Below are 17,157 nucleotides of genomic sequence, written 5' to 3' on the forward strand. Positions count from 1 at the left end.
GGACACCTGTTGTACCGCGACATCGTCGACTTCGCCCTCTCCACGCCCGCGTGGCTGCACACTCTCGCCGAGAAGGGTACCGACGCCGGGCTGTTCCTCTTCGCGGCGCTGTTCGCGTGGTGCTGGTGGCGGGAGAGGAACGCGCCGGCGCGTGACCTCGCCATCACGATCGCCGGGCCCGCCGGTGTGGTGTGCGCGTACGTCCTCAGCGAGGTCGTGAAGACCTTCGTCAGGGAGGACCGGCCGTGCCGGGGCGGGATCCCGACGATCGCCGAATGCCCGCCCCCGAGCGACTGGTCGTTCCCGAGCAACCACTCCGTCATCGCCGCCGGCGCCGCTGGGGCGCTCATCCTGGCCTGGCGCGCTCTGGCCTGGGTGGTGCTCCCGCTGGCGGCGGTGATGGCGTTCTCGCGGGTGTTCGTCGGCGTGCACTACCCGCACGACGTCGCCGCTGGCTTCCTGATCGGCCTGGCGCTGGCCCCGCTCTTCACGCTGCTGCTGGTGGGGGCCGTCACGCCGATGGTACGGCTGGCGCGAAGCCGTCTGTCGCCGCAACGAGCCGACTGACGATGCCCGGCTCGGTGGCGGCGTGCCCGGCGTCGTCCACCACCTCGAACCGCGCCTCCGGCCACGCCTTGTGCAGGTCCCAGGCGGTGGCCATGGGCGTGCACACGTCGTAGCGGCCCTGCACGATGACGGCGGGGATGTGGCGGATCCGGTCCACGTTCGCGATCAGCTGCTCGGGCTCGAACCAGCCCAGATGGGTGAAGTAGTGGTTCTCGATCCGCGCGAACGCCAGCGCCATCTTCTCCTCACCGAACTCGGCGACCAGCTCGGGATCGGGCCGCAACGTGACTGTGCTGCCCTCCCACTGCGCCCACGCCTTGGCCGCGGCCAGCCGCGCCTCGGGATCGTCCCCCTCCAGCCGGGCGCGGAAGGCGGCGATCAGATCGCCGCGCTCCTCGACGGGGATCGGCGCGATGAACGACTCCCACACGTCGGGGAAGAGGCGGGAGGTGCCCTCCTGGTAGAACCAGCCCAGTTCCTCGGGGCGGAGGGTGAAGATGCCGCGCAGCACCAGCTCGGTGGTCCTGTCCGGATGCGTCTGCGCGTACGCCAGGGCCAGCGTGCTGCCCCACGACCCGCCGAACACCTGCCACCTGTCGATGCCCAGGTGCTCGCGCAGCCGTTCCATGTCGGCGACCAGGTGCCAGGTGGTGTTGGCCTCAAGTGAGACGCCCGGGTCGCTGGCATGCGGCAGGCTACGACCGCAGTTGCGCTGGTCGAACAGGACGATGCGATAGAGCTCCGGGTTCCACTGACGGCGGTGCTTGGCGCTGCAGCCGCCGCCGGGGCCGCCGTGGAGCATGATCGCGGGCTTGCCGTCCGGGTTGCCGCAGACCTCCCAGTAGATCTGGTTGCCGTCGCCCACGTCGAGCAGGCCCGAGTCGTAGGGCTCGATGGGGGGATACAGGTTACTCATGCGCGCTCCTGTGGTTGATTCCTTCCGGAACTTAGCCGATATGGCCTGCTCTTCACCGAGACTAGGGTGAGGCCATGGAACTGGTGACGATCGATGACATCCGGGACGCGGCCCAGCGCATCGAGCCGGTCGCGGTGCGGACCCCGCTGGTGCCCATGGGGGAGGTCTGGGTCAAGCCGGAGAGCCTGCAGCGGGTCGGGTCGTTCAAGATCCGCGGCGCCTACAACGCCGTCGCGGCGCTGCGGCCCGACGGGGTCGTCACCCACTCCTCCGGCAATCACGGCCAGGCGCTGGCGTACGCGGCCAAGCAGTTCGGGGTGCCGTGCGTCGTCGTGGTGCCCGAGGGGACGCCCGAGGTCAAGGCGGCGGCGATCAAGGGACATGGCGCCGAGCTGGTCGTCGTGCCGCCCGAGCAGCGGATCGTCGGGGCACTCAAGCTGGCCGAGGAGCGGGGGCTCACCATGATCCCGCCGTACGACCATCTGGCGGTGATCGCCGGGCAGGGCACCATCGGGCTGGAGATCGTCGCGGACCTGCCGGACGTCGAGGTGGTGGTCGTACCGGTCAGCGGTGGCGGACTCGCCTCGGGCATCGCCGCGGCCGTCAAGGCGCTGCGGCCGGAGGCCACCGTGCTGGGTGTCGAACCCGAACTCGCCGCCGACGCGGCCGAGAGCCTGGCAGCCGGCCACGTGGTCCCCTGGGAGCCGGCCCGGACCTTCCGTACGATCGCCGACGGGCTGCGGGCCGATCTGTCGGAGCTGACGTTCGCGCACCTGCGCGAGCACCTCGACGGCATCGTCACCGTGTCGGAGGACGAGATCCGCCACGCCATGGGCCACCTGGCCCGCTCGGCCCGCCTGGTGGCCGAGCCGAGCGGAGCGGTCACGACGGCGGCCTACCTGTCGGGGCGCGTCCCCGAGGGCCGGACGGTCCTGGTGCTGTCCGGCGGCAACGTCAACCCTGACCTGCTGCGCGAGGTTGTCTAAGCCTGGACCTCTCAGACGTCCAGTCGTTCAGGCGGTCCACTCGTGGCGGGCCAGGAACGACCGGTCCCCGGTGGCGTACTCCTGGAAGGCCCGCTGCACCTCCGCCAGCTCGGCCACCATCGTCCGCGCCAGCGCCGCCTCCTTGTACTCCAGCTCGTAGCCGGGGGAGACCTGGATGAAGTGGCGCCCGAAGTTCACCAGCGTGACGAACGGGTTCTGTGGCGACATGGTGGCCAGCACATCGTGCACCAGCCCGAGGTCCGGGTCGTGGACGATCATCCCGTCACCGGTGTGGAGCTGCATGCCCTCGTAGACACCGAGCGGCGCCACGTTGTGCACGAGATCGCGCTGCGGGTCGTAGCAGACCAGACCATGAGCCCGCGCGATGGTGAACACCTGGGCCGACATCTCGTCCATCGTGTCGAGGTCCATCGTCACCAGGAGATGTCCCGGATAGACCGTGACCACGCCGGGCAGCTCCTTGGCCACCTCCGGCACCTCGCCCGCGACGGGTTCGGTCTTCTTGACCGCCAGGTAGGCGGCCCGCGCCTGATCCCGGCTGATCGGCGCGGACTCGTCCCAGACCATCAACTCAACGCTCACCCGCTCATCTTGTCGGATTGAGCAGCAGTTGGTGGCACTCACCCCCGCACAAGCGGGAACGCCCGGCTTCATGACCGCCTCTAGCGCGGCTTCTCCGACTCCGGAACCAGCTGCGCCGTGCAGTGAGCGCATCGGCGCGCCTCAAGGGGGATGTCACTCAGACATTCGGGGCACGGCCGGGTCGTCGCGGCCTCGTCCTTGTCGAACAGGCTGATCAGCCGGTTCATCGGCAGCACGACCAGCCAGTAGACCACCGCCGCGATGATCAGGAAGGTGAGCAGGTGATTGAGGAAGTCACCGTACTTGAACTCGCTCCCGTTGACGGTGAAGGAGTGTTCGGCGAAGTTCGGCTGCCTCCCCCCGGTGACCGCCCCGATCAGCGGGGTGATCAGGTCGGCGACCAGCGCCTGCACGAGTCCGCTGAAGGTGGCGCCGACGATCACCGCGATCGCCAGCTCGACGATGTTGCCGCGTAACAGGAACTTCTTGAAACCGCCCATGGCATCGGTAAATAGCCGGGCAAAGAACGGTCAAACCCTTCCCCGCAGCTACGCCTACGTGGGTTGCCTTCGTCAGAGGCTGCCCACCGGCAGGAAGCGTGTTCAGCCGTCTGGTGGGAAGGACCTGTGATCAGCCAGGGCCGGACGCCTCCTTCGAGGCTGGGCTTGTCCGGCGGAGCGCGGGAACGGAACATGGGGAAAGACGGCAAGGGAGCCTCGATGATCGAAATCTGGCCGGGAGACCCCTATCCTCTCGGTGCGACATATGACGGGGCAGGCACCAATTTCTCGCTTTATACGGAGGTCGCGGACAAGGTCGAACTGTGCCTTTTCGACGAGGCCAACGCCGAGTCCAGGGTGCCGCTGACCGAGGTCGACGGGTTCATCTGGCACGGTTATCTGCCGGGCATAGGTCCGGGCCAGCGCTACGGGTATCGCGTCCACGGGCCGTACGAGCCGGAACGGGGCTTGCGGTGCAATCCGGCCAAGCTGCTGCTCGACCCGTACGCGATGGCGATCGAGGGTGGCGTCACCTGGAACGAGGCGGTCTACGGTTACCCTTTCGGCCAGCCCGACGCGCGCAATGACGCCGACTCGGCGCCCTATGTCCACCGCTCTATCGTGATAAATCCGTTCTTCGGGTGGGGCCACGACCGGCCACCCGCCACGCCGTACCACGACACCGTGATCTACGAGGCGCACGTGCGCGGCCTGACGATCAGCAACCCGAAGATCCCCGAGCACCTGCGCGGCACGTACGCCGCGCTGGGTTACCCGGAGATCATCGACCACCTCACCAAGCTCGGCGTGACGGCGCTCGAGCTGATGCCCGTCCACCAATACGTCACCGACGACCTCCTGGAGCAGCGTGGGCTGTCCAATTACTGGGGCTACAACTCGATCGGCTTCTTCGCGCCGCACAACCGCTACTCCAGCCAGGGGCAGCGGGGTGGTCAGGTGCTGGAGTTCAAGGCCATGGTGCGGGCGCTGCACGAGGCGGGGATCGAGGTCATCCTCGACGTCGTCTACAACCACACGGCCGAGGGCAACCACCTCGGGCCGACGCTGTCCCTCAGGGGGATCGACAACCCCGACTACTACCGGCTGGTCGACGGCGACAAGCGCTACTACCTGGACACCACGGGCACCGGCAACAGCCTGCTCATGCGCTCGCCCCACGCGCTTCAGATGATCATGGACTCGCTCCGCTACTGGGTCATCGAGATGCACGTCGACGGGTTCCGCTTCGACCTGGCCTCGACCCTGGCCCGTGAGCTGCACGAGGTCGACCGGCTGAGCTCCTTCTTCGACCTGGTCCAGCAGGACCCGGTGTTGTCGCAGGTCAAGCTGATCGCCGAGCCGTGGGACCTCGGGCCGGGCGGTTACCAGGTCGGCAACTTCCCCTCACGATGGACGGAGTGGAACGGCCGCTACCGCGACACCATCCGCGACCTGTGGCGCGGGCAGCCGGCGACGCTGCCGGAGTTCGGCTCCAGGTTCACCGGCTCCAGCGACCTCTACCTGGACGACAGCCGCCGGCCCGCCGCCTCGATCAACTTCGTCACCTGTCACGACGGTTTCACCCTGCAGGACCTGGTCTCGTACGACGTCAAGCACAACGAGGCCAACAAGGAGGGCAACCGCGACGGCACCGACGACAACCGGTCCTGGAACTGCGGCGCGGAGGGCCCGGCGGGCCTGGCCATCGAGTCGCTGCGCGAGCAGCAGAAGCGCAACTTTCTGACCACGCTCTTCCTGTCGCAGGGCGTGCCGATGCTGTCCCACGGTGACGAGCTGGGCCGCACCCAGCAAGGCAACAACAACGGCTACTGCCAGGACAACGAGCTGACCTGGGTCGACTGGTCCGACGTCAGGGAGAACTGGCTGCTGCTGGAGTTCACGCAGCGGCTGGCCGCGCTGCGCAAGAAGCATCCGGTCTTCCGGCGCAGGCGCTTCTTCTACGGCAAACCGGTACGCGGCCTGAACGACATCGCCTGGCTCACCCCGTCGGGGGAGGAGATGACCGACAGCGACTGGAACGTCGGCTACGCCAAGTCGCTGGCCGTCTTCCTCAACGGCGAGGCCATCACCGAGCCCGACCGGCGCGGCCGGCCGATCCGGGATGACTCGTTCCTGCTGCTGTTCAACGCCCACCACGACATGATCACGTTCACGATCCCCAAGGACTACGGCGAGATGTGGCAGACCGAGATCGACACCGCCATGCCGATCATCCTCGACGTCCGGATGTGCCGAGCCGGGGAAGGGGTCGCGGTGCCTGGTCGCAGCGTGCGGGTGCTCCGTCGTGTCTAGGCCGGTCTCGACCTATCGGGTCCAGCTGACGCCCGACTTCGGGTTCGCCCAGGTGGGGGAGATCGCCGCATATCTGCGGGATCTGGGGGTCAGCCACGTGTTCCTGTCGCCGATCCTGCAGGCGACGCCCGGCTCGCTGCACGGCTACGACGTCACGGACCACTCCAGGATCAGGGCGGAGTTCGGCGGCGCCAAGGGGTTCCGTGAGATGGCCGAGCAGCTGGCCGCACACGATCTCGGCATCATCCTCGACATCGTGCCCAACCACATGAACACGATCAACGCCCAGTTCTGGTCCGTACTCGCCGAAGGCCCGGCCTCCCCGTACGCCGCCTGGTTCGACATCGACTGGGACGGCGGGAAGGTGGCGCTGCCGGTGCTCGGCGACGACGTCGAGCCGGTGGTCGACGGCGACGTGCTGCGCTACCACGAGCACGTCTTCCCCCACCCCGGGCACTATCGGCTGGTCGACTGGCGTCAGGGGCCGGGCTACCGGCGCTTCTTCGACGTGTCGACGCTGATCGGGCTGCGGGTCGAGGACCCCGAGGTGCTCTTCGCCACGCACGAGGTGATCTTCTGGCTGCTCGACGAGGGCCTGGCCGACGGGCTGCGGGTCGATCATCCGGACGGGCTCGCCGATCCGCGCGGCTACCTCGAACGCCTGCGCGCCAGGTCCGGCGGCGCCTGGACGGTCGTGGAGAAGATCCTGATCGGCGACGAGCGGCTGCCCGAGGACTGGGACTGCGAGGGCACCACCGGCTACGAGGTGCTGAACCGGGTCAACGGCCTGTTCGTCGACCCGGCCGGTGAGGCGCCGCTGGTCGAACTGTTCACCCGGCTCACCGGCCTGCCCGGCGACTTCCGGCCGGTGGTGGCGGAGTCCAAGCGCGAGGTGATCGAGCTGTTCTTCGGCGCCGAGGTGCGCCGCCTGGCCCGCGCCGCCGGCTGTGCGCCGGCCGCCGTCGCCGAGTTGCTCGCCGCGATGCCGGTGTATCGGGCGTACATGGTGCCGGGCGAGCCGCCGCCGCCCGCATCGGTGGAGATCGTCGAGCGGGCCGCCGACGCATGCTCGCCCGCCGTGCAACCATTCGTCCAGCAGGTCCTGTACGGCCCCGACGACGTGATCACGCGTTTCCAGCAGACCTGCGGGCCGGTCATGGCCAAGGGGGTCGAGGACACGGCGCTGTACCGGTGGTTCCCGCTGTCGTGTCTGAACGAGGTCGGCGGCGATCCGGACCTGTTCGGTGTCTCGGTGCCGGACTTCCACGCGTTCTGCCGTGACCTGCGGCCGTACACGATGACCACGCTGTCCACGCACGACACCAAGCGGTCGGAAGACGTACGCGCCCGGCTGGCCGTGCTGTCGGAGCTGCCCGAGGAGTGGGCGGAGGCGGTGTCGGAATGGTCAGCGGCCGTGAGCTTCGATCCGCGGCTCGACTATCTGGCCTGGCAGAACCTGATGGCGGCCTGGCCGATCTCCGGCGAACGGTTCGCCGAATACCTGCTCAAGGCGGCCCGGGAGGCCAAGACCTCCATTTCCTGGATAAATCCGGATCCGGGGTATGAACAGCGGCTTCGCGACTTTTCTGCGGCGGCCGTGAAGCTGCCGGTGGGTGAGTTCACCGAGCGCATCGACGCCTTCGCCATGGCCAACTCGCTCGGGGCCAAGCTCGTCCAGCTGATGATGCCGGGGGTGCCGGACGTCTACCAGGGCAATGAGATGACCGATTTCTCGCTGGTCGACCCGGACAATCGGCGGCCGGTGACGTTCGGGCGGTCGCCGGTGTCCCGCTGGGACGCGGCCAAGCTCGCCGTGACGACCCAGGCGCTGCGGCTGCGCCGCCGGCTCGACCCCGCGGCGCCGTACACACCGCTTCTGGCGGAAGGGGAGGCGGCGGAGCACGCGATCGCCTTCGCCCGCGGTGACGAGCCGCCGCGCGCGGTCGCGGTCGCCACGCGCCTGCCCGTCCGCCTCGCCCGCCGCGCGCAGGCCGCAGGTGCGGCGACCACGGGCTCACCGGCCGCAGACGCGCAGACCGCGGATGTATGGCTGGGGGAGCGGGAGATGTGTCTCGGCTGGGGCGGCACCACGCTGACCCTCCCGACCGGCACCTGGCGCGAACTGCTGACCGGCGGCGTCTTCACCGGCCGCGTCCCGCTCGCTCACCTGCTCGCCCGATACCCCGTCGCGCTGCTGGAGAGACATGATCTTTGAGGTGTGGGCTCCGAATGCCACGACCGTGGAGGTCGACCTGGACGACGTCCTCGACGGGCGCCGCGCGATGACCGCCGGTGCGGGCGGCTGGTGGGCGGCCGACGTACCGGAGGCCGGGCATGGGACTCGCTACCGGTACGTACTCGACGGCGAAGGCCCGTACCCCGACCCCCGCTCCCGCCGCCAGCCCGATGGCGTCTTCGGGCCCAGCGCCGTCTACGACCACGCGCGGTACACGTGGGCCGACCACGAGTGGACCGGCCGTGACCTGCGCGGCTCGGTGATCTACGAGCTGCACATCGGGACATTCACCCCAGCCGGCACGTTCGAGGCAGCGATCGAGAAGCTGCCGCATCTCGTCGAGCTGTCCGTGGACTTCGTGGAGGTCATGCCGGTGGCTCCAGTGCCCGGGGGGCGTAATTGGGGCTATGACGGGGTGGACCTGTACGCGGTCAACGAGACGTACGGCGGCCCCGACGGGCTCAAGTCCTTCGTCGACGCCTGCCATCGCGCCGGTATCGGCGTCCTGCTCGACGTCGTCTACAACCACCTGGGACCGTCGGGCAACTTCCTGCACCCCTTCGGCCCCTACTTCGCCGGGTTCAGCGGGAGCTACTGGGGCGAGGCGGTCAATCTCGACGGGCAGGGGTCCGACGAGGTACGCCGCTACTTCATCGAGAACGCCCTGCAGTGGCTGCGCGACTACCACATCGACGGCCTGCGGCTCGACGCCGTGCACGCGCTGCACGACAAGCGCGCCACCCACCTGCTGGCCGAGCTGTCCGACCAGGTGGACGCGCTGTCCTGCGCGGTGGGCAGGCCGCTGTCGCTCATCGCCGAATCCGACCTCAACGACCCGCACATGGTCCGCTCCCTCGACGCGGGCGGGCTGGGAATGACCGCGCAGTGGGACGATGACGTCCACCACGCGCTGCACTGCGCGGTGAGCGGCGAGAGCCACGGCTACTACGCCGACTTCACCGACCTGTCCGCGCTGGCCACGGCACTGACCCGCGGTGTCGTACACGAGGGCGGCTGGTCGAGCTTCCGCGGCCGTACGCACGGGGCGTCGTACGCCGGAGTGCCCGGCCACCGGCTCGTCGCCTGCCTGCAGAACCACGACCAGATCGGCAACCGGCCCCTGGGCGACCGACTGCCCGTCTCCGCGCTCAAACTCGGCGCCGGACTGCTGCTGACCTCCCCGTTCACCCCGATGCTGTTCATGGGGGAGGAGTGGGGGGCCGGTACGCCGTTCCTGTTCTTCTCCGACCACGTCGACCCGCAGTTGCGGGAGAGCGAGGGCGGGCGTAGGGAGCAGGAGTTCGACGGATTCGGGTACGCGTGGGACGCTCCCGACCCGTCGCGTGAGGAGACGTTCCTGCGCTCCAAGCTCGACTGGGACGAGGTGAAACAGGAGGTCCACTGGTCGCTGCTGTGCTGGTACCGCGACCTGATCGCACTGCGCAAGGCGCTGCCCGAGCTGTCGGACCCGCATTTCGACAGCGTCCGGGTGGAGTTCGACCCGGACGGGAAGTGGCTGGTGATGTGGCGGGGATCGCTGTGCGTCACCGTCAATTTCGGGGCGGACTCGGTGACGCTGCCGGTGTCTGTGGGGGCGGCGCTGCTGGCCTCTGATGAGCCGGTCGCCGCTGGTGAGGATGGGGTTTGGCTACCTGGGCAGAGCATGGCGATCTTCAGGTCCCCTAGCGGTCAGAAGAGCGGACCTGGATCAGCTGTCTGACCATCCGGCGCCCCGCAGGAACTGCGACGGATGTCCTTTGTCCACAGCCCCGGCCCCATCTGCCGAAACTTATCCCCAGAACACCGTTCGCCTCCACGCCTCCACCTCCCGATCACCGATCCTGGTGCCCCACCGCACCCCCGGAGGCTTACGTGAAGATCACTCTCCCCCTGCCTACCCGCCTGACGTCCCACTTCGTCGTCCCCGTCGTGCACGTCCCTTTCGACATCGAGTCGTTCATGCCATGGCGGGTCGGCAGACCCTACAGACGGGCGGTGAGCGCCGCCCTGGGCAGCCCGCTCCTGACCGTCACCCATCACCGCTCCCCTTGGAGACCGGCCGGTGTCACGCTCGCGATCGAGGAGCGCCATCTGCTCCGCCGAGCTCAGCAGCACGTCCTGGTCTCCTCGACAGCACCCCCGCACGCCTTGCCCACCAGCACCCAGGTAGCCCGCGCGGCGGCGCGCGCGGTGGCACAGGAGTGCGAGGGTCTGGTCATAGATCCGCTGACGGGCATCACACTGCTCAGCTGCGATCGACACACCGACATCCCGCCCACTCCCTCGCCACCACCCAGCACCGGCGACTTCCAACCAACCTCTGAACCGGTGTCCGGGTCGGTCTCTGGGCCGACCTCTGGACCGGTACCCAGACGAGTAGCCGGGCCGGTGTCCGGATCCGTCTCCGGGGCGGTTTCTAGGCCGGTGTCCGGGCTGACCTCTGGTCCGGTGTCCGGGTCGGCTTTTGGGTCGGTCGTCGCCGGGCCGGGGTCCGGGGCGGTCGGTCGTCGGCGGGGAGACGAGCCGGTCGCCTTTCCGGCCATCGGTGAGTCGCCCGTGTTCCGCCTGGCCGACGACTGGCTGGGCTGGGACGTGCAGGTGCACGGGGACGCCACCTGCCCGCCGTGGGACCCGGCTGACACCGGCGCCTGCGACTGCCTGCGCGTCACCTCCCGGGGCCTGCGTCGCTTCGCCCTGCCCGAGATCACCTTGGACGGCGCAGCCTGCGCCCACAGCCTGTGCGCCACGAGCCTGCTCCGCAGAGTGGCACACCACCTCGTCACCGATCACCTGGCCTTCCTCGCGACCCACCCGGACGCCACCGAGCGCTCGATCGACGACCACGTGCGAATAGCGACCTCAGCCGGGCACGGCGGCTCACCCTTCACCGTCCACCTCACCCCCTGCGACACCGACCCGACCAGCCACGGCCGCATCGGCCGTATCGGCCGACTCAAGGTCGCCCCAGTTCCAGGCGAGGGCCAGGTCGCCTACCTCAGGACCGACCCACCCCCGGGCACAGGCCAGGTCACCCACCTCAAGGTGGGCCCACCATCGGGCTTCAGCGGATCCCTCAACGACTGGCTGTGCGCCACCCACCGCACCACCCACGACATGCCGACCGTCCTCGGCTGTGACCTGACGGACCCGTCCTCAGCTCTCGTGGCATAAGCCAGCCCACCCACCCTCCAGGAGGAAGCCCGGCGGCGCGGCGGCGGGCCTGTTCCAGCGCCAACACGGCTCCACACGGCGGGTCATCTCTCCTGCCACGGTGTCGCAGTAGCTCAGGCGGCGCTGCGAGGAACTTTCCGAGCACTACCCGCAGTTTCGGACCGTGCGGTTCGCCCCGCACGACTTCCGCAGGATCTTCGCCACCGAGTCGGTCAACAGCGGCGAGCCAACCTCAGTGCCCGCGCCTGGACCGCTCCGGACAACCGGTACGCCGCTTCAGTCGCCGAACTCGGCGCTAATCGTCGCCGAGATAGCGGTACCCGGCCAGCCGAGGGAACCGCGGTCGGGCGATCTGCTCATCATCCACACCCACCGATTCGCCACTTGGCTCAGCAGTCGACAGCGGCACCTCAGCGTCGGTGCATTCTTCATAGACCTCATAGACCTGCGAAGCGTATTCCTCCGCCCGCTCGCCGCTCTCACAGTTCCACTGGTCGTACAGATCAGCGAAGTTATCTGGATTGTCGACGACCCGGTCGAACGCCACACGTCCCTGCCCGATGAGCCACGCGCGGAAGTCCTCGAACGCATCGTCATTGAACCCCTTGTCGCCGTACCGCGCAGGATCGAACCGCATGGCCCACGGGTCGACGTCGAAGTCCTCGGGGTTGCCAGAAACCAGGGCCGCAGCGTCCCAGATCGATCAGGTGCAGGCGCGGTTGACCACCGCGTTCCAAAGGGCTGTGAAACTCATCAGCTCATCCACCGTGAGAGCAAGCAGCCGTTCACGCTGCAAAACACACCTGCTCCGCGAAGCCCCCGCCACTCGCAGCCCGACATGACTCAACGATCTCCCAGAAATCATCTTCAGTCACGCGGGAATCGTACTGATCCGCACCGACGATCCACGCCCTCAAACCTCGCCTTGCTCAACCAGATCAAGTACCGACAAGCAGGGCGCCGCGGAAAATCTGACCGGCCCATACCCTTCCAGGAGGAACCTCGTGTGGCCGCCATTCGTAAAACCCGTGTGGACGCTTTCGAAGACGTTGACCGTAAATTACGTGAGTCACGCGAGCAGATTCGCCGATTCGACCACCTGACCACCCGGCGGCAGGCGACAGCCGACCAGATCCGGGAGGTCACCGAGCTGACCGGCCAGTTGGAGACACAACTGGCCAAAGAGCAGCACGACGTCGCCCGCCTGGAAGGCAGGCTAGGTGGCTTCCTGGCCCGGGTCGCGGCCCCCGTCGCGGGCTCCAAGGAGGACAGGCTGGCCAGGGAACGAGCCGAAGCCGAGGCCGCCTGGGAGCGGCTGCGCGGCCAGCGGAGGCGGCTCGAGGATCTGACCGCCGACCTGGAGGCCACCGACCGCGAACTGGCCTCGATCTCGGGGGCACATCAGGAGTACGAGAAACTGCTGGCCGACAAGGAGCGGCTGCTGATCGGGCTGGGCGACGAACGCGGTCAGAAGCTGCTCGGAACATCGAAGAAACTGGCCGACACGCAAGCCGACATCAGGGAACACCTCGAAGCCTGGCAAGCAGGCAAGGCCGCGGGCAAGGCGCTGGGCATCGTCCTGACGCTGCTGAACAAGGCACGCGGCGCGTCGACCTGGGACATGCTCGGCGGCGGTGTGGTGGCCGACGCGATCGAACACAGTCATCTGTCGAGTGCGGACCAGGCGGCCTGGCACGCCCAGCGAGCGCTCGACGTCTTCTCCCGCGAACTGGCGGACATCGGGTGGGTCAGCGACCTCCAGATGCCCAAGGTGGACACGCGGTGGTTCGTGGACGCGTTCTTCGACAACATCGTCACTGACGCGCTCAGACACCAGCGCATCAACAAGACCCGCGACGCGGTGGCCTCGATCTCCCAGTGGGTCACCGAGACCGTACAGGCCTTGGCCGGTCGCAGTACGCAACTGGAAGCCCAGCACAGAGCACTGCTGGCAGAGCGCGAGCAACTACTCGCCAACTGACCCTCTGGCGAGCATCGGGGGCTGGGCCTGAGGGGATACCGGACGAGGATCGGCAGGTGTCTGCGTTGCGTCGGGTGCCTGCCTTGTGTCAGCTGATGGCTTCGGCGGCTGTCAGCGCCTCGGTGATGGCGGCCGGGATGTCCAGTACGGGGAAGATGACGTGGCGAACCACCCGGAAACGGTCCACGACCAGGATAAGGCGCTTGAGCCGCAGGGCCTGGCCGGCGCGGAAGGTGGGGAGGCGGAGAGCCGCCGCGAGGCGCAGGTCCATGTCCGAGAGCAGGGGGAACGGGATGTCCTCAGCGGCGGCAAAGGCGGCCTGCTCGTCGGGGCGTTGCGTGCTCACTCCGTGGATGGCGATGTCATGGGCGGCGAACTCGGGGTGCCTGTCACGGAAGATGCGGTTCTCGAGCGTGCACCCCGCTGCTCCGGGGACTTGATTCCAGCCGGGCGGTAGCGGCGCGGGCATACCCGTCGACGGGTACGCGAACAGGACCGTCGCCCGCGCATCGGCCACGACATCGAGTGACGCCGTTCGCTCACCCGTGGAGGCGGTTCGTCCCACGGCGACCGATGGACGGTTGATGGCGGCGGGCAGTTGCAGCGGGTCCGGGATGTGGGTGCCCAGGAGGGCGTGGACGCGGGCGGCTTCCTGGCTTCGCGGGGCTGCCACCCCCGTGAGGGTGCCGTCGCCGAGGAGCCAGCGGTCCGCCCAGTCCTGCATCGTGATCAGCATGGGCGCCAGTGCCCAGCCCGCGTCCGTGAGTACGTACTCGTACCGCACCGGCCCGCTCTGATACGGCTCACGCGTCAGCACCCCGTGCTCCACCAGGTGCTTGAGGCGTTCTGTGAGGACTTTGCGGGAAATGCCCAGCTCTCCCAGTAGGTCGTCGAACCGGCGATGTCCGCGGGTCACCTCGCGGACGATGAGCAGGCTCCACCAATCACCCATGACGGCGGCTGCCTGGGCGATCGAGCAGTCGGCGTCCTGCGAGCGCAGCTCTCTGGCCATTCCCCGACTTTACCGTCAAGTGAGTCTCTGATAGAAACTTAGTCAGTTCCCAAAGGAGACTCATGAGCGTGGCATGGGCGACCCTGAGACGGTCGTGGTTGGTGACCAGGCGGGCCTACCCATGGTCATACTTCATCGGCACCTTGTTGCTGGGTGTCTTCACCATCGGGCTGGCCTACCTGGGGCTGCGGGCCGTGGCGGGCGGGGAGATATCCGCGGAGTTCCGTGGAAAGGCGGGCACCGGCGACTATCTCGGGTACATCGCCGTGGGCGCCGGCGCGTACATGTTCGTCGTCCACGGCATCCTCTGGACCGGCAAGGCGATGATCCAGGAGCAGCGCGAAGGCACCATGGGCGCGCTGCTCGTCGCTCCGGCGCGGCGCCTGCCGTACCTGCTGGGGTTCTCGGCGTTCGCCTTCACCGCGGTGGCGGTCGAGGTGGCCGTGTTGTTCGGGTGCGCGGCATTGTTCGGGGTACGGCCGGCGCCCACGGGAGCGGTGGACGCCGTGCTGGCCGTGGCGGGGCTGGCTCTGGCGGTGTTCGGGATGTCGGCCGTGCTGAGCAACGTGATGATCGTCGCCGGTGAGGCACACATCACCCAGAACAATGTGTTCCACGCGATAGCCCTGCTGTCCGGGTTCACCTTTCCGAGGGAGTACCTGCCTGAGGCGTTCCGATGGCTCGGCGAGGTGGTGCCGGTGACGGCCGCCATGGACGTGATCCGCGGCGTCTTCACCGGTGGCACCGGACTGGATCCGGGCCGCCTCGCTGTCGCCGTCGCGCTCGGTCTCGCCTACGCCGCCGCCGGATTACTCGCGATGCCCTGGGCGGAGCGCAGGGCCATGGAACGGAGTTACTGATGATCGAGACCATGAACCTGCGTAAGGAGTTCGGCGCGAAGGTGGCCGTTGACGGCTTGAACCTGTCGATCCCCGGCGGCCGCGTCACCGGGCTGCTCGGGCTGAACGGGGCGGGCAAGACCACCACCATCAAGATCTTGGCCACCCTGCTCCGGCAGACGTCCGGCACCGTCAGCGTGGGCGGCCTCGACCCGGTCAGACAGCCGCATGCCGTACGCAAGAGGATCAACCTGATCGCCGGCGGCGAGCGCATGGTCTACGCACGGATGACCGGCCGGGAGAATCTCTGGTACTTCGGCCAGCTTTATGACATCCCCACAAAAGTCCTCAAGCCGCGCATCGAAGAGCTGCTCGCACTCGTCGGTCTGAGGGACGCCGCCACCACCCGGGTCGAACAGTATTCGCGCGGCATGACCCAGCGCCTGTCCATCGCCCGGGGGCTGATCAACGACCCCGACTACCTGCTGCTCGACGAGCCCACGCTGGGGCTCGACGCGCCGATCGCCCGTGACCTGCGCAAGGTCGTGGCCGGGCTGGCCGAGCGGGGCAAGGGCGTGCTCCTCACCAGCCACTACCTGGCCGAGGTCGAGCAGCTCTGCGAGCACGTGTACGTGATCGGCGACGGCCGCCACCTCGCGGCAGGCTCGCCGGCCGAGCTGATGGCCCAGACCGGTTGCCATCGTACGGTCCGGGTCACGGTCACGAACCTGTCGCCCCAGATCGAGGCCGCCGTACGGGCCTTCGACAGCCGCGTACGGCTCGCACCGGGCGGGGTGGTCGAGCTGAACCATCCGGACGACCTGACCGGGGCGCTGACCACGACGATCATCGAGGCGGGCGGCGCGCTCGGCGGGCTGGAGATCGTCGAGCCGTCCCTCGAGGACGCGATCCTCGCGCTGAGCGACCGCTCCCTGGAGGTGGTCGCGTGATCGCGCCGCACACGAGCTGGTCGCCGTGCCGCACGGGGCTGGGCGTGACGTCGACGTGGTGCCGCCTCCGGATGGGCGTCACTCCGCCGTGGACCCGCGCGGAGGTCGGTACGACGCCGTCGTGGTGTCGCACCGAGACCGGCACCGGCTGTACGGCCTGTGCGCTCGGCAGCCGCACCACCAGCCGGTGGCAGGTGATGACGTGAGGCACGCGATGAAGGTCATGCGGGCCGAGGCGCTCAAGCAGCATCGCCAGATCTTCGGCAGCAAGCTGGTCCTGTTCTCGATGCTGGTCTGGCCGTTGTTGAAGCTCGCCGAGACCTACTACACGCTCCGGCCGCTGGCCGCCACGCCGGGCATCGCCGAACGCTGGCCGCTCGCCGCCGACCCGGAACGGCTGCTCGCCTTCCTGGCCACGGGCGCGCTCGGCTTCACGTTCTTCTTCTCGCTGGTGCAGTCGGCCTGGCACTTCTCCTTCGAGCGCCAGACCGGCACGCTGGAACTCCTCTTCCTGTCACCCGCGAACCGGCTGGTCGTGGTCATCGCCAACGGGTTCGGCGCGCTGGTGCAGAACGCCTGGCTGTTCGCCTGTTTCGCGGTGGCGATGTTCACGCTGCTGGACGTGGTGAATGTGGCGCACCCGGCCATGTACGCGGTGGTCTTCCTGGCCATGCTGGTGCCCGCGGTCGCGTGGGGGGCGTTCCTGAACAGCCTGCTGATCTTCTCCAGGGACGCCGCCTTCCTCTACACACTGCTGGACGATCCGATGTGGTTCGCCAGCGGGGTGCGGCTGCCGGTGTTCGCGCTGCCCGGCTGGATCCGGGCCGTCGGCTCGGTGCTTCCGCTCACCGGCAGCCTGGCGATCGTACGTGGTGCGCTGCTCGACGGCCAGGGCATCGGCGACCTGGCCGGGGAGCTGACCGGGCTGGCCGTACTGTCCGGAATTCTGCTGCTCGCCGCGGTCGTCGCGCTCCGGCTGGGAGAGGCACGAGCCCAGCGGACCGGACAGCTGCGCCTCTTCTGAGGCGACTGAGGAACTGGGCGGCCGCGCCACGTCTGAGCGACCGATGGCGCGTCTCTTGG

General features: G+C 68.5%; 16 protein-coding genes. 11 read left to right on the top strand and 5 right to left on the bottom strand.

What is annotated here, in order from left to right:
- The first annotated feature begins 9 nt into the window (after positions 1–9).
- Positions 10–567, top strand: coding sequence for a phosphatase PAP2 family protein (locus tag AB0B64_RS15615; protein WP_357942489.1), 558 nt, complete (start codon positions 10–12; stop codon positions 565–567).
- On the opposite strand, the gene pip is transcribed toward AB0B64_RS15615, so the two are convergent.
- Positions 512–1,483 carry a prolyl aminopeptidase gene (gene pip / locus AB0B64_RS15620; RefSeq protein ID WP_357942491.1) on the bottom strand — a complete coding sequence of 324 codons (972 nt, stop codon included), beginning with the start codon at positions 1,481–1,483 and terminating at the stop codon, positions 512–514. The genes AB0B64_RS15615 and pip overlap by 56 nt on opposite strands.
- Before the next feature lie 74 nt (positions 1,484–1,557).
- Here pip and AB0B64_RS15625 point away from each other — a divergent pair, with 74 nt between their 5' ends.
- Positions 1,558–2,469: a threonine/serine dehydratase gene (locus AB0B64_RS15625; protein ID WP_358177929.1), complete on the top strand. Its 912-nt coding sequence runs from the start codon at positions 1,558–1,560 to the stop codon at positions 2,467–2,469.
- 27 nt (positions 2,470–2,496) lie between these two features.
- On the opposite strand, the gene AB0B64_RS15630 is transcribed toward AB0B64_RS15625, so the two are convergent.
- Together AB0B64_RS15630 and mscL are read right to left on the bottom strand one after the other, a co-directional pair.
- Complete coding sequence (locus tag AB0B64_RS15630) at positions 2,497–3,072, bottom strand: hypothetical protein (RefSeq protein WP_357942496.1); 576 nt, start codon at positions 3,070–3,072, stop codon at positions 2,497–2,499.
- 80 nt (positions 3,073–3,152) lie between these two features.
- Positions 3,153–3,572 carry a large conductance mechanosensitive channel protein MscL gene (gene mscL, locus AB0B64_RS15635; protein ID WP_357942498.1) on the bottom strand — a complete coding sequence of 140 codons (420 nt, stop codon included), beginning with the start codon at positions 3,570–3,572 and terminating at the stop codon, positions 3,153–3,155.
- A 219-nt stretch (positions 3,573–3,791) separates the two neighbouring features.
- On the opposite strand from mscL, the gene glgX reads away from it, so the two are divergent.
- The 4 genes from glgX to AB0B64_RS15655 all read left to right on the top strand — a co-directional run bounded on the left by glgX (position 3,792) and on the right by AB0B64_RS15655 (position 11,292).
- Entirely contained in the window at positions 3,792–5,885 is a 2,094-nt protein-coding gene (gene glgX, locus AB0B64_RS15640; RefSeq protein WP_357942500.1) for a glycogen debranching protein GlgX, read from the top strand.
- Complete coding sequence (treY, locus tag AB0B64_RS15645) at positions 5,878–8,100, top strand: malto-oligosyltrehalose synthase (RefSeq protein ID WP_358177932.1); 2,223 nt, start codon at positions 5,878–5,880, stop codon at positions 8,098–8,100. Before glgX ends, treY begins: the two co-directional genes overlap by 8 nt.
- Positions 8,090–9,841, top strand: a complete 1,752-nt coding sequence (gene treZ, locus AB0B64_RS15650) for a malto-oligosyltrehalose trehalohydrolase (RefSeq protein WP_358177935.1) — start codon at positions 8,090–8,092, stop codon at positions 9,839–9,841. The genes treY and treZ overlap by 11 nt, the downstream gene beginning before the upstream one ends.
- Positions 9,842–9,993: 152 nt before the next feature.
- Positions 9,994–11,292 carry a hypothetical protein gene (locus AB0B64_RS15655; protein WP_358177938.1) on the top strand — a complete coding sequence of 433 codons (1,299 nt, stop codon included), beginning with the start codon at positions 9,994–9,996 and terminating at the stop codon, positions 11,290–11,292.
- A gap of 295 nt (positions 11,293–11,587) precedes the next feature.
- On the opposite strand, the gene AB0B64_RS15660 is transcribed toward AB0B64_RS15655, so the two are convergent.
- On the bottom strand, positions 11,588–11,929 hold the full coding sequence (locus tag AB0B64_RS15660) for a DUF4240 domain-containing protein (protein WP_358177941.1): 342 nt from the start codon (positions 11,927–11,929) through the stop codon (positions 11,588–11,590).
- Between the two features lie 393 nt (positions 11,930–12,322).
- Here AB0B64_RS15660 and AB0B64_RS15665 point away from each other — a divergent pair, with 393 nt between their 5' ends.
- Positions 12,323–13,273, top strand: a complete 951-nt coding sequence (locus tag AB0B64_RS15665; RefSeq protein WP_358177944.1) for a hypothetical protein — start codon at positions 12,323–12,325, stop codon at positions 13,271–13,273.
- A gap of 88 nt (positions 13,274–13,361) precedes the next feature.
- Here the strand turns inward: AB0B64_RS15665 and AB0B64_RS15670 are convergent, their stop codons facing one another.
- The gene (locus AB0B64_RS15670) at positions 13,362–14,285 is read right to left on the bottom strand and encodes a winged helix-turn-helix transcriptional regulator (RefSeq protein WP_358177947.1); all 924 of its coding nucleotides are present in this window, start codon (positions 14,283–14,285) and stop codon (positions 13,362–13,364) included.
- 62 nt (positions 14,286–14,347) lie between these two features.
- Here AB0B64_RS15670 and AB0B64_RS15675 point away from each other — a divergent pair, with 62 nt between their 5' ends.
- The 4 genes from AB0B64_RS15675 to AB0B64_RS15690 are packed head-to-tail and all read left to right on the top strand — an operon-like array spanning position 14,348 to position 17,098.
- On the top strand, positions 14,348–15,145 hold the full coding sequence (locus tag AB0B64_RS15675; protein WP_358177950.1) for an ABC transporter permease: 798 nt from the start codon (positions 14,348–14,350) through the stop codon (positions 15,143–15,145).
- Positions 15,145–16,074 (top strand): ABC transporter ATP-binding protein, encoded by a 930-nt coding sequence (locus AB0B64_RS15680; RefSeq protein WP_357942517.1) that lies wholly within the window; start codon positions 15,145–15,147, stop codon positions 16,072–16,074. The genes AB0B64_RS15675 and AB0B64_RS15680 overlap by 1 nt, the downstream gene beginning before the upstream one ends.
- Entirely contained in the window at positions 16,071–16,280 is a 210-nt protein-coding gene (locus tag AB0B64_RS15685; RefSeq protein WP_357942519.1) for a hypothetical protein, read from the top strand. The genes AB0B64_RS15680 and AB0B64_RS15685 overlap by 4 nt, the downstream gene beginning before the upstream one ends.
- A complete protein-coding gene (locus tag AB0B64_RS15690; protein ID WP_358177953.1) occupies positions 16,277–17,098 on the top strand; it encodes an ABC transporter permease in 822 nt (273 codons plus the stop codon). The genes AB0B64_RS15685 and AB0B64_RS15690 overlap by 4 nt, the downstream gene beginning before the upstream one ends.
- The last annotated feature ends 59 nt before the right edge of the window (positions 17,099–17,157 follow it).

Source organism: Nonomuraea sp. NPDC049129 (genome assembly GCF_040648495.1).
Lineage (GTDB): Bacteria > Actinomycetota > Actinomycetes > Streptosporangiales > Streptosporangiaceae > Nonomuraea.

Bases quoted from the DNA above. Each gene is read 5' to 3' on its own strand.
- treZ (WP_358177935.1), top strand. From the start codon at position 8,090: ATGATCTTTGAGGTGTGGGCTCCGAATGCCACGACCGTGGAGGTCGAC.
- AB0B64_RS15670 (WP_358177947.1), bottom strand. From the start codon at position 14,285: ATGGCCAGAGAGCTGCGCTCGCAGGACGCCGACTGCTCGATCGCCCAG.
- AB0B64_RS15660 (WP_358177941.1), bottom strand. From the start codon at position 11,929: ATGCGGTTCGATCCTGCGCGGTACGGCGACAAGGGGTTCAATGACGAT.
- AB0B64_RS15625 (WP_358177929.1), top strand. From the start codon at position 1,558: ATGGAACTGGTGACGATCGATGACATCCGGGACGCGGCCCAGCGCATC.
- mscL (WP_357942498.1), bottom strand. From the start codon at position 3,572: ATGGGCGGTTTCAAGAAGTTCCTGTTACGCGGCAACATCGTCGAGCTG.
- glgX (WP_357942500.1), top strand. From the start codon at position 3,792: ATGATCGAAATCTGGCCGGGAGACCCCTATCCTCTCGGTGCGACATAT.
- AB0B64_RS15675 (WP_358177950.1), top strand. From the start codon at position 14,348: ATGAGCGTGGCATGGGCGACCCTGAGACGGTCGTGGTTGGTGACCAGG.
- pip (WP_357942491.1), bottom strand. From the start codon at position 1,483: ATGAGTAACCTGTATCCCCCCATCGAGCCCTACGACTCGGGCCTGCTC.
- AB0B64_RS15680 (WP_357942517.1), top strand. From the start codon at position 15,145: ATGATCGAGACCATGAACCTGCGTAAGGAGTTCGGCGCGAAGGTGGCC.